We start from the raw sequence: 12,485 nt of genomic DNA, 5'->3' as shown, positions 1-12,485 counted from the left end.
GTGCGCGTGATGCGCGTGCGGCGATTCGGGACCACTCGATGGGGTGCTGGGTCCGCTAGCGCATGGAGGCGGCTGCTGGACAGTCGAACGGGTCGCGGGCGGAGAGGCCGACGCGGTTGAGGTAGTCGATGACGATTCCGTACGAGTTGATCAGGGTCGTCTCGGTGTACGGGATGTTCTCGGTCTGGCAGTGCTCGCGGACGATCGCGGCGGCCTTGCGCAGGTGCGGCCTGGCCATGCTCGGGAACAGGTGGTGCTCGACCTGGTAGTTGAGCCCGCCGAGCAGACCGGTCATGCCCGGGCCGACGACGTTGCGCGAGGTGAGCACCTGGCGGCTGAGGAAGTCGACCTTCACTCCGCGGCCGATCAGGGGCATGCCCTTGTGGTTCGGCGCGAAGCTCGCACCCATGTAGAGGCCGAAGACCGCGAGCTGCACGCCGATGAACGCGAACGCCATGCCGAGCGGCAGCAGCCAGAAGATGGCGCCGAAGTAGAGGCTGAACCGGATCGCGAGGAACGTGAACTCCTTGGCCCTGCCATCCACCTTGCCGCGCTGGAAGAGCGTGCTGAACGAGCGTCCGTGCAGGTTGAAGCCTTCGAGGAGCAGCAGCGGGAAGAAGAGGTAGCCCTGCTTCCTGGTGATCGCCGCGAGGAAGCCGGTGCGCTTGGCGGCGTCCTCCTCGATGAACGAGATGGTGTCGACCTCGATGTCCGGGTCTTTGCCGATGGTGTTCGGGTTGGCGTGGTGACGGGTGTGCTTCGTCATCCACCACGAATAGCTGATGCCGACGACCAGCGTGGCGAGCATCCGGCCGAGGCGGTCGTTCATCGGGCCGGATTTGGCGATCTGGCGGTGCGACGCCTCGTGGGCGAGGAAGGCGAACTGGGTGAAGATGATGCCGAGAGACGCGGCGATGAGCAGCTGGAACCAGCTGTCGCCAAGCAGGATCATCCCGGCGACCGCGCCGCCGAGTGCGAGGACGAGACCGCCGGCCACGAGGGCGTAGAACAGGCGGGCCCGGCGGAGCAAGCCCTGATCGCGGACCGTGTTCAGCAGGATCTTGAAGCTCTGCGTGACCGGGGCGGACTGCTCGATGCGCGGGCCGGTGCGACGGATGGGACCAAGCGTGGACGCCGGCAGTGCGGGGGTAGGGGCAAGCGATACCATGGGCAGGCCGTTCGATCGGATCGACTTCCCAGCCAATATGGTGGTGGGCTGCTCGCCCGGATGGCCCAACCATATCCCGGGCAACCTGTGCGACCGCCTGCACCCAGGCGAATGCTCAGCCTAGGCTGAGGCCCTGCGAACCAACTCCGTCGGGAGCACGATCGCGGCGAAGTCCCCGCCGTCGATCTGCTCCAGCAGCATGCGCACCATTTCGCGGCTGATACGGCCGAACGGCTGGCGCATCGTGGTGATCGCGGGGGTGGATTGCTCGGCCGCCGGCGAGTCGTCGAAGCCGGCGACGGCAACGTCCTCCGGCACCCGTCGCCCGCTCTCCTCGAGGACGGCGATCGCCGCTGCCGCCATACGGTCATTGGCGGCGAAGACCGCATCCACGTCCGGTCGACGCTCCAGGATGGCGCGCATCGCGGTGGCACCGCTGGCGCGGCCGTAGTCGCCCTCGGCCACGAGGGACTCGTCCAAGTCGTCGCCGAGCGCTGCACGGTATCCGGCGAGCCTGAGCTGCCCTCCCGAGGTGTCCTGCGGCCCGGCGATCGTCGCGACGACACGCCTGCCCTGGTCGCGCAGATACTCGACCATCGTGCGGGCCCCGTGCTCGTCGTCGGCTGTGACGTAGCCCATCCGGCGCTCGAACCCCAACGGGATGCCGCAGGCGACGGCTGGCAGCCCGAGCTTGTTGATCGCGGAGACGAAGCTCTGCCCTCCGCTGTGTGACGAGACCAGGAGCACGCCGTCCACCGATCCCGCCGCGATGAAGTCGAGCGCCCTGCGCTGCTCGTCCTCCGTCGACGCCATGATCAGCACCAGGGACACGTCGCGCTCGGCCAGCGCATCCGCTGCCCCGCGCATCAGGATGGAGAAGTTGGGGTCCTCGAAAAGCAGGTCGTGCGGTTCGGTCAGCAGGAACGCGATCGAGTGCGTGCGGTTGGTCGCGAGACTCCGGGCCGCCGCGTTGATGCGATAGCCGGTCTTCTTGATCGCCGCCGTCACCGCGGCGTGCGCATCCGGGCTCACCCAATGGCCGCCGTTCAGCACCCGCGAGACGGTCCCCCTGGATACCCCTGCTGCGTCTGCGACGTCGTTGATCGTCGGGCGCCTCTTGGGCGCGTCGGTGGCCATGACTGAATTCTAGGGATGCGCGACCTGCTCAGGCCTTCACGGCGCCCGCTGCGAGGTCGACCCTCCAGAACCGCTGCAGCAGCAGGAACAGGATCACCAGCGGGATGATCGACAACAGCGCACCGGTGATGACGAGCGTGTACAGCGCAGGCACGGTCGCGCCCTGGTTGAGCAGCCCGGAGAGGCCGACAGTGATCGGGAAGAGCTGGTCGTTGCCGAGCATGATGTACGGCAGCATGAAGTTGTTCCAGATGGCCACGAACTGGAACAGGAAGATCGTGACCAGCCCCGGCGCCATCATCGGCAGCGCGATGCGGGTGAAGATGCGCATCTCCCCCGCGCCCTCCGTGCGGGCGGCCTCGACCACATCCGTCGGCACTGCTGCTGCGGCGTAGATGCGGGCGAGGTAGATGCCGTACGGGCTGATCAGCTGTGGGAGCAGCACCGACCAGTACGTGTTGGTCAGGCCGATCTGCGCCAGTAGGAAGTACTGCGGGATGGCGAGGATCACGCCGGGCACGAGCACGCCCATCAGCAGGATCGCGAACACCTTGCCCTTGCCGGGGAAGTCGAACTTCGCCAGCACGTACCCGCTGAGGGCGGAGATGTAGCTGGAGACGAGCGCGCCGACGCCGGCGTAGAGGGCCGTGTTGACCATCCAGCGCCAGAACAGGCCGTCGCGGTACTGGGTGAGAGCGACGATGTTGTCCCAGAGGTGCGAGCTCGGCGCGAAGGTGAACGTCGAGAACAGCTCAGAGCCGTCTTTGGTGGAGGCGGTGATCACCCAGAGGACGGGCAGCAGGCAGTACACGGCGCCGAGCAGCAGCACGGCGGTGCCGAAGGCGCTCGGGCGCTCGGCGGGGCTGCGATCGCGGCCGCGGCCTCGGCCGGTGCCGCTGCCGCCGCGCTCGCGAGGTTCGAGCGACGGGACGTCCTGCGATGTGATGGTGGCGGTCATGTCAGTCCTCCTGACCGAAGGCGCGTCGCTGGACGACCCGCAGGAAAATGAATGAGAGGGCGAACGTGCCGAGCGCGATCAGCACGCTGGTCGCCGCCGCGGAGTAGATGTCTCCACGGATGAACGCGTCGCGGTACACCTTCATCAGCGGGGTCCAGCTCGACGAGATCGAGTTGGTCAGCGGCTTGAGGGTGGTCGGCTCCGCGAACACCTGCAGGGTCGCGATGATCGAGAACAATCCGGTCATGATGAGCGACGGCAGCACGATCGGCACCTTGATTCGCCACGCGATCTGCACCTCGGACGCGCCGTCGATGCGGGCGGCTTCGTAGATGTCGCTGGGGATGGCGCGGAGCGCCGTGTAGATGACGATCATGTTGAATCCGACCCCGCCCCAGAGCGCGATGTTCGCGACGGCGAAGATGACGAGGCCGGAGCTCAGGATGTCTGGCGGGGCGATGCCGACGGCTTTGAGCATGTAGGCGAACGGGCTCACCGACGGCAGGTAGAGGAAGCCCCACAGCAGAGAGCTGATCACGGCGGGCACCGCGTACGGCAGGAAGATCGAGACCCTGCTGAACCGCACCGCCCGCGAGCGGCGCGAGTCGAGCAGGAGGGCGAAGACGAGGGCGAGCCCGAGCATCACCGGGATGAGGATGGCGCCGTAGAGGAGCACGCGGAGGACGCTGGCCAGGAACTCGGGGTCGGTGACCGCATCCACGTAGTTGTCGAGCCAGGCGAACTGCAGCTTCTTGCTGCCGGAACCGAGCCCGAGACCCTCGACCTTGACCGTCTGGAACGACATCACCACCGTGTACAGGATGGGGGCGGCCATGAACAGGGCGAACAGGACGATGGCGGGGGTGAGCATCGCATACGGGATGGCGACGCGTTTGACGCGGGTGCGGGTGATGCGGGTGCGGTCCGGGCCGGCCGGACGGGCGGGGCGGGTGATGCTGGTGGTGGCCACAGGGAGTCCTTTGCTGGGCGAGCGTCAGGCGGACGGGAGGGCGCCGTGCCCTCCCGTCCGCCGCCGGCTCATTTGACGGAGAACCCCGACTTGACCAGGTCGTCCTTGGTCGTGGACTGCATCGTGGTCAGCGCGGACTCGAACTGCGCCGGGTCCTTGGACTCGGCCGCCTTGGCGAATGCGTCGGTGTACGCGCTGTACGCGACGTTGACGTTCGGGCCGTAGGTGAACGACGAGACGACTTTCGACGACTGCGCGGCGATCGACCAGAAGTCGGACTGATCGGCGAAGAAGGCCGGAGGCGTGCTGAGAGCCGCGGACGAGTTGACGTCGGCCGGGTAGATGTTCGCGACCTGGGCGAGCGCCTTGACTGCCTCCGGGTCGGTGTTCAGCCAGGTGATGAACTCCAGCGCCTGCTTCGGGTGCTTCGACTGCGCGGTGACTGCGGTGGACGATCCGCCCCAGTTGCCGTTCGACGGCTTCGACGCATCCCAGTTGGGCAGCGGCGCCGCGGCCCACTTGCCCTTGGTGTCCGCCGCGTTGCCCTCCAGCACGCCGGGGCCCCAGACTGAACTGACCCAGCCGACCTGCGTTCCGTCGTTCAGAGCGGTGTTCCAGGCGGGGGTGTACATGGGTTTGTTGTCGATGACGCCGTCCTTGACGAGGCCGCCCCAGTAGTCGGCGACCTTCTTGGTGGCGGAGGAGTCGATATCGACGCTCCACGACTTGCCGTCGATGCCCCACCAGGATGCGCCGGCCTGCTGCGAGAGGCCGGCGAACCAGCCGGGGTCGCCGGAGGAGAACGTGCCCAGGAACTTCGTGGGATCGGCCTGGTGGATGGTGCGCGCATCCTGGGCGTATTCGTCCCAGGTTTTCGGAGCACTGAGGCCGTACTGATCGAAGATGTCCTTGCGGTAGTAGAACATCATCGGGCCGGAATCCTGCGGAACGGCGTAGATGGACTGGCCGCCGAGGGTGACGGCGTTCCAGGTGCCGTCAGTGAACTCCTTCTTGAGATCCGCCGCGCCCTGGTCTTTGAGATCGACGATGGCGTCCGAGGAGACCAGGGTGGGGATCTTCTGGTACTCGGCCTGCATGATGTCCGGTGCCCCGCTGCCTGCCTTGATGGCGGTGAGGAGCTTGGTGACGGCGGCGTCTCCGCCGTCCTGCTTGTTGACGGTGATCTGGATGTCCGGGTGGGACTTGTTCCAGATTGCGGCCACCTTGTCCATGTTGGGCGCCCAGGCCCAGTACGTGAGCTTGACGGGTCCGGAGTTGTCAGCTCCGCCTCCGCTGGAACTGCAGGCTGCTGTGGTCAAGGCCAGGGCTGCTGCCAGGGCGACAGCGCCGACCCTCAGTGATGTGCGCAAGATCTCTCCTCGTTGAGTACGGCTGTGAGCGGTTACAGTAACGCACACGGGTTTGCGCCTTGTCAATTCATTCAGGGCATAACATCCGGGAGTATTCAGGTGTGCTATACCTGGGAGCGCACACAGTAAGGAGAAGCAATGTCGCTGTCACCACAGCCCACCACCGCCCCGAACCCACAGGACGCCCGTCTCGGCTGGCCGCGGGGAACCGCCGACCTCCGCTACGGAGGCGACTACAACCCGGAGCAGTGGGCCCGCGAAACCTGGCTCGAAGACATCGAGCTGATGAAGCAGGCGCGGGTGAACCTGGTCAGCGTCGGCATCTTCAACTGGGGTCTCCTCGAACCGCGCGAGGGCGAGTACGACTTCGCGCAGCTCGACGAAATCCTCGACCTTCTGTCCGGGGCGGGCATCGACGTCGACCTCGGCACCCCAACAGCCTCACCGCCCGCCTGGTTCTGGGCGAAGTACCCCGACTCCCGGCCGGTCACCCGCGACGGCGTCCCCCTCGGCTTCGGGTCGCGCGGGATGGCATCGCCCAGTTCACCGCACTACCGCAGGGCGGCCGCCGCCGTCACGGAGCAGCTCGCCCGCCGCTACGCCGAGCATCCCGCGCTCGCGATGTGGCACGTGCACAACGAGTACGGCGCCCCAGTGAGCGAGTCGTACGATGAGCACTCCGTCGCCGCGTTCCGGCGCTGGCTCGCGGGCCGCTACGGCACGATCGACGCCCTGAACTCCGCCTGGGGCACCGCCTTCTGGGGCCAGCGATACCAAGACTGGTCGGAGATCGACGCCCCGCGCTTGGCCGCGACCGTCACCAATCCGGCCCAGCGCCTCGACTTCGCACGCTTCACCTCTGACTCGCTGCTGGAATGCTTCGTCGCCGAGCGCGACATCATCCGGGCGCACACGCCGCAGCTCGCCGTGACGACCAACTTCATGGCATCCAGCTGCCCGTCGATGGACTACTGGAAATGGGCACGGGAGGTCGACGTCGTCTCCAACGACCACTACCTCACTGCCGAACGGGAGGACAGCCACATCCTGCTGGCATTGGATGCCGACCTCACCCGCTCCCTGGCCGGCGGGCGCCCGTGGATGCTCATGGAGCACTCCACCTCTGCCGTCAACTGGCAACCGCGCAACCTGGCCAAGCGTTCCGGCGAGCTCGCGCTGAACAGCCTGAGCCACTTTGCGCGCGGCGCGGACGCGATCATGTTCTTCCAGTTCCGCGCATCCAGATCGGGGGCGGAGAAGTTCCACTCGGCGATGCTGCCGCACGCCGGGACGGACTCCCGGGTCTGGCGCGAGGTGACGGCGCTCGGCGACGACCTGGCCGCGCTGGCCGAACTGCGCGGCAGCACGGTGGATGCGCGGGTCGCGATCCTCTGGGACTGGGAGTCGTTCTGGGCTCAAGACCTCGAGTGGCGGCCGTCTGTCGACCTCCGGCACCGCGAGCGGATCGAGGCGTACTACACCGCACTCTGGCAGCTCGGGGTGACCGTCGACTTCGTGCATCCGGAGGCGGACCTGTCGGGGTACGAGGTGCTGATCGCGCCCAGCCTGTATGCGGTGACGTCGCGCGGCGGCCGGGCGCTGACCGAGTATGTGCGCGGCGGAGGGCACCTGCTGGTGTCGTTCGGGAGCGGGCTGGTCGACGAGTTCGACGCCGTGCATCCTGGTGGGTTCCCTGGCCCGCTGCGCGAACCGCTCGGGCTGACCATCGAGGAACTGCTGCCGTTCCGCTCCGGCGAGACGGCGTCCCTCGACACCGGAGGCACCGCGACGGTGTGGGCGGACGACCTCCAGCTGGGCACCGCCTTACCGGTCACGCGCTTCGCCGACGGGCGTGCGGAGGGCGAGCCCGCTGTGACGCGCAACGTGTTCGGCTCGGGTGTCGGCTGGTATGTGTCGACGCGGCCGGACCCCGAGACGCTGCGCACGCTCGTCGCCCGCGTGCTCACCGAGGCCGGCATCGACGTGCCGAGGACGCCGCACGGCCTGGAGGTCGTCGAGCGGACGGCGGGCGCCGCCCGCTACCGCGTGTACCTCAACCACACCGACGCGGACCTCACGGTTCCCGCCACCGGACGCGAACTCCTCACCGGAGCCCCCGTCGCCGGCTCGCTCACCGTCCCCGCGCGTTCCCCGCGCGTCGTCTCCCTCTCCTCCTAGCCCCCGCAGCCATCGAGCCCCGGCTTTCTCCCGCTAGGAACGTGTTTTAAGGGGAGGAAGGCAGGGCTCGATTGCTTCCGTCGTCGCTGGAGGAGGGCTGGAGGGCGGACGTGTTGCGGAGGAAGACGATGATCCAGCTGAAGATGAGGATGGCGGCCACCAGCTCGACGGCCGTGAGGTTGTAGTAGCCGACCGCGAAGAACACGGCGAGGACCACGACGACGGCCACGAACAGGTAGCCGAGCAGGATGAACACCCGCGGCATCGCAGGGATCCACCGGTGCAGCCCGATCACCAGGGCGGCGAACACCACGGTCATCCCGGTGGCCACGCTGTTGTGGATCACGAAGAACCGATCGACGGGGAAGACTCCCACGCAGCCGAGGAACACCCCGATCAGCACGAACGCCCAGCGCACCAGGTCGCGTCCTCGACGGGAGGCATGGTCCGGGGTCGGAACGCCCGCCGTCGCGACGCGCGCGATGATGACGACGATCGCGCCGCCCGCGATCAGTGTCAGGTTGAACGCGAGCGCAGACAGGTCGTCGGTCATCCCGAGAGCGGACAGGTTCTTCTGCCACCAAAGCGGATCGGACGAGCTGAGCATGCTCGTGAAGATGCCGACCACCAGGAAGACTGCGAGCACCAGCGAGAGCAGCATCGACGTGAGCTGCACGGCGGTCAGGAAGACGACGTAGGCGGTGAGCGCGAGCGCGACGCCCGCCAGCACCGCGCCGGGGATGGTGAACACGACGGCGCCGAGGAAGCTGCGTTCGACGACGTCCGAGATCGCGGTCCAGCCGAGCAGCGCGATCAAGCCCACCGCGACGGCGAGCGCGACCACGTCGAACGCCGCGAGGTGGAGGGGCGGGTGGGCACCCCCATCCCGTGGCGGACGGGCGCCGAGCAGGATGCGGCCGAGCGCGAACACGACGGCGGCCGTCACCGCTCCGCCGATCGCGGCGAACTCGCCGATCGAGCCGCGGCCGGAGATCGGGAGGTCCCTGTTCCAGAACACGAACAGGGCGACGACCCCGCCGATGACGAAGACGGTGGCGCCGATGAGCAGCGCGGACGACTCGACGGACTCCACGGTCCCGACAGGCCGGCGCAGCACGCGGGCGATGCCGGAGGGGCGATGCGGGGACGGTGTCGCGGACGACGGCTCGCGAACGGCTGCCGGCTCCTGAACGGACAATGGCTCCTGGGTCGACACGGGTCCCCTCTCGCTCGGTCGGCTCGTGCCGGCTCTCGCTGGCTCCGAACCTAGCGCGTCGCCGTCCGGAGCGGAACGTGCACGTCCGCCCCGCCCTCCTCGGTGAGCCTGTCGCGCACCTTCACGAGCATCGGGGCCGGGGTGAAGCCGCCCGCGATCAGCGCTTCGCCCTGCCGGAAGCTGGGCGCGTGGGCGAGCAGCGACGGGGGCGCGAATCCGAAGATCGTGCCGAGTTCGGCGAGGTCGAGCGGCGAGCTCATGCGCATCAGGGCCAGGTTGTCGCACTGCGAAACGATGTTCGGATGAACCTTCGACGGCCGCTGCGTCGACAGCAGCAGCCACAGCCCGAACTTGCGGCCCTCCGCCGCGATCTGGATGATCCGCTCCCGGACGGCGCGCTGCAGCGGACGGTCGTCGTCCGGTGAGCAGAGGTTGTGCGCCTCGTCGATGACGATCAGCAGCGGGCGGCGGGACTCGCGCTTGGCCCAAAGGTCGTCGAGCACGGCGAGCGCGATCACCAGGTGCTCGTCCGCATAGGCGAAACCGCCCAGATCCAGCACGGTCGCATCCGGCCGGGTGTCGAGCACGTCGGTCACCGCGCCCCTGCCCCCCGCCCAGACCTCCCAGTCGATGAGGCGCAGGTTCTCGATACGACGGGCGAGCTGCTCGGAGGCCGCGTCCCCGGAGGCGAGCAGTGCGGGGACGATCCCGTCCGGGTGCTGTGCCTCCATCCGCACGTCGAGGTGGACGAGCGCGTTGTACTCTGCGCGGTCCTCGATCGGGTCGAGCCGCAGCACCGCCGCCTTTGACCTCATCGGGAAGTCGATGAACTTCGCCAGCAGTGGATGCTCGGCGTCGCCAGGACGCAGCACCCGGATGTCTTTCGCGTCGAGCGCCCGCTCCGCGTCGGTGTCGACGGCGGTGCGCAGTTCGCGGAGGCGCACGAAGTCGCCGTTCGGGTCGAAGATCACCATCGGCAGCGCCGTCTCGACCAGGAGCTGTTCGAGCAGCACGCCGAGCGCGTACGTCTTGCCGGAGCCGCTCTGGCCGCACCAGAAGGTGTGGCGGTTGAACCGGTGCACGAGGAGGCGCGCCCGCACGTCGTCGACCCCGATCAGCGAGCCGATGTCGAGGGTCGCCCGCGCGGCCTGGAAGACGAGTTCGACGGCCGTGTCGTCCGCGGTGTCGATGGTCGCCCAGGGGAACGGATGCGTCGAACCGGTGTCGAATGTGCCGTCCTCTCTGCGTTCGCCCAGCAGCTTGCCGGTTCCGGCGAGCTGGTCCTTGCCGTCGAAGTCGAGGTCGTCGACCTGACCGAGCTGCTCGTTTCCTCCGCCCTCGCCGACAGCACCGCCGTCGCGGAGGGTCACGAACCCGCCGGGCACGAACGGCGTGCCCACCGGACTGCGGAAACGGAACTGACGTCCATCGAGGGACGTGGCGACACCTTCTGGCGCTGTGCTCACGAGTCGAGGCTATGACCGCGCATCCACCTGCGGCAAGGGGCGGAATTTGCCATCTCGACGCGGGACGCTGCACGAGGCATAGTCGTCGGTGTACGGGTCTGTCCTCGGACGGGGGCAGTTGTCGAAGGGGAGCGCGTTATGGACCAGAAGCCACCGACCACCGCCATCGAAACGGCCAACAACGCCCTGCGCGACTCGTTGCCGTTCGCTGACACGGCCGACTTCGCCGACGCCGACCGCGGATTCGTCGCTGCGCTGAAACCGGGAGTGGTGAAGGCCGCCGACGGGCGCGTCGTCTGGGATGCGGACAGCTACGGGTTCCTCACCGGGGAGGCGCCGGCAAGCGTCAACCCGAGCCTGTGGCGGCAGTCGAAGCTGGTCGCCCGGCAGGGGTTGTTCGAGGTGACGGACGGCATCTACCAGGTGCGCGGCCTCGACCTCTCGAACATCACGTTCGTCGAGGGCGACACCGGCGTGATCGTGATCGACCCTTTGATCTCCACCGAGACGGCGGCCGCCGCGCTCGGGCTGTACCGGGAGCATCGGGGGGACCGGCCCGTGGTGGCGGTCATCTACACGCACAGCCATGTGGACCACTTCGGCGGGGTGTTCGGAGTCGCCTCCGTCGAGGATGTCGAGGCCGGTCGCATCCAGGTGATCGCGCCGGAAGGGTTCGTGGAGCACGCAGTCGCGGAGAACGTCTACGCCGGAACCGCGATGTCCCGCCGCGCGGGCTATATGTACGGTGCGGCGCTCGACCGCGGCCCGCAGGGACAGGTCGGCGCCGGACTCGGCCAGACGACCTCCACCGGCGAGGTGGGGCTGATCGTGCCGACGCTGTACATCTCGGAGACCGGCGAGAAGCACACGGTCGACGGCGTCGACATCGAGTTCCAGATGGCGCCGGGCACCGAGGCGCCCTCCGAGATGCACTTCTACTTCCCGCAGCGCCGCGCGCTGTGCATGGCGGAGAACGCGACCCACAACCTGCACAACCTGCTGACGCTGCGCGGGGCGCTGGTGCGCGACCCGCATGTCTGGTCCACCTACCTCACCGAGGCGATCGACACCTTCGGCGAACGCACCGACGTGGCTTTCGCCTCGCACCACTGGCCGACCTGGGGCACCGAGAACGTCGCCGGGTTCCTGGCCACCCAGCGCGACCTCTACGCCTACCTGCACGACCAGACGCTCCGGATGCTCAACCACGGCCTCACCGGAGCGGAGATCGCCGAGGCGATTCAGCTGCCGCCCGCGCTGGAGAAAGCGTGGAACACGCACGGGTACTACGGCTCGGTCAGCCACAACGTGAAGGCGATCTACCAGCGCTACATGGGCTGGTTCGACGGCAACCCCGCGAGGCTGTGGCCGCATCCCCCCGTCGAGCAGGCGAAACGCTACGTGGAGGCGCTCGGCGGTGTCGACCGCGTCGTCACGCTCGCGCAGGAAGCGTTCGACGCCGGCGACTTCCGCTGGGCGGCGACGCTGCTCGACCACGCCGTGTTCACCGACGCCGAGCACGCCGCAGCACGCGCGCTGTATGCCGACACCCTCGAACAGCTGGCGTACGGCGCCGAGAACGGGACGTGGCGCAACTTCTTCCTCTCCGGTGCGACCGAGTTGCGCGAGGGCAACTTCGGCACGCCGACGGAGACGGCGGCGCCGGCGATCGTCGCCCAGCTGAGCGCCGAGCAGCTCTTCGACTCCATCGCACTGTCGGTGGACGGCCCGAAGGCGTGGGACCTCGACCTTGTCCTGGACATCACGCTCACCGACCTCGACAGGAACTACCGGGTCACGCTGAGGAACGGCGTGCTCATCTACCGGGTGCGCCCGGCCGACGACAGCGCGGGCGCCACCCTCACGCTGACGAAGGCGAGGCTGACCGGTGTCCTCGCGGGCGACGCCACCTCCCCCGGCATCGAGGTCGGCGGCGACGCCACGGCGCTCACCGCGCTGCTCGGTGTGCTCTCCTCCGGCGACCCAGACTTCAACATCGTCACCCCGTAGCCTCAGCCCGGA

9 protein-coding genes are annotated in these 12,485 nt (G+C 68.2%); 2 read left to right on the top strand and 7 right to left on the bottom strand.

Translation table 11 applies throughout. The features are described 5' to 3' along the window. Window positions 1-55: 55 nt before the first annotated feature. The 5 genes from AC37TH_RS06530 to AC37TH_RS06510 form a co-directional block, all read right to left on the bottom strand. Window positions 56-1,168 (bottom strand): fatty acid desaturase family protein, encoded by a 1,113-nt coding sequence (locus AC37TH_RS06530; RefSeq protein WP_490763527.1) that lies wholly within the window; start codon window positions 1,166-1,168, stop codon window positions 56-58. 120 nt (window positions 1,169-1,288) lie between these two features. Continuing rightward, entirely contained in the window at window positions 1,289-2,305 is a 1,017-nt protein-coding gene (locus tag AC37TH_RS06525) for a LacI family DNA-binding transcriptional regulator (protein ID WP_490763526.1), read from the bottom strand. Window positions 2,306-2,333: 28 nt separating this feature from the next. Further along, window positions 2,334-3,263 (bottom strand): carbohydrate ABC transporter permease, encoded by a 930-nt coding sequence (locus tag AC37TH_RS06520; RefSeq protein ID WP_490763525.1) that lies wholly within the window; start codon window positions 3,261-3,263, stop codon window positions 2,334-2,336. A gap of 1 nt (window position 3,264) precedes the next feature. Continuing rightward, the gene (locus AC37TH_RS06515) at window positions 3,265-4,233 is read right to left on the bottom strand and encodes a carbohydrate ABC transporter permease (RefSeq protein WP_490763524.1); all 969 of its coding nucleotides are present in this window, start codon (window positions 4,231-4,233) and stop codon (window positions 3,265-3,267) included. Window positions 4,234-4,301: 68 nt separating this feature from the next. Beyond that, on the bottom strand, window positions 4,302-5,603 hold the full coding sequence (locus tag AC37TH_RS06510) for an ABC transporter substrate-binding protein (RefSeq protein ID WP_490763523.1): 1,302 nt from the start codon (window positions 5,601-5,603) through the stop codon (window positions 4,302-4,304). 138 nt (window positions 5,604-5,741) lie between these two features. Between AC37TH_RS06510 and AC37TH_RS06505 the strand changes: the two genes are divergently transcribed. After that, window positions 5,742-7,781: a beta-galactosidase gene (locus AC37TH_RS06505; RefSeq protein ID WP_490763522.1), complete on the top strand. Its 2,040-nt coding sequence runs from the start codon at window positions 5,742-5,744 to the stop codon at window positions 7,779-7,781. Window positions 7,782-7,827: 46 nt separating this feature from the next. On the opposite strand, the gene AC37TH_RS06500 is transcribed toward AC37TH_RS06505, so the two are convergent. Both AC37TH_RS06500 and AC37TH_RS06495 read right to left on the bottom strand, forming a co-directional pair. Next, window positions 7,828-8,997 (bottom strand): hypothetical protein, encoded by a 1,170-nt coding sequence (locus AC37TH_RS06500; protein WP_490763521.1) that lies wholly within the window; start codon window positions 8,995-8,997, stop codon window positions 7,828-7,830. Window positions 8,998-9,047: 50 nt separating this feature from the next. Beyond that, window positions 9,048-10,463, bottom strand: a complete 1,416-nt coding sequence (locus AC37TH_RS06495) for an ATP-binding protein (RefSeq protein WP_490763520.1) — start codon at window positions 10,461-10,463, stop codon at window positions 9,048-9,050. Window positions 10,464-10,601: 138 nt separating this feature from the next. On the opposite strand from AC37TH_RS06495, the gene AC37TH_RS06490 reads away from it, so the two are divergent. After that, window positions 10,602-12,473, top strand: coding sequence for an alkyl/aryl-sulfatase (locus AC37TH_RS06490; RefSeq protein WP_490763519.1), 1,872 nt, complete (start codon window positions 10,602-10,604; stop codon window positions 12,471-12,473). The last annotated feature ends 12 nt before the right edge of the window (window positions 12,474-12,485 follow it).

The organism is Leifsonia sp. McL0627, assembly GCF_058244615.1.
Note: the sequence above shows the minus strand (reverse complement) of the source record. Positions and strands in the feature narration are given on the sequence as shown.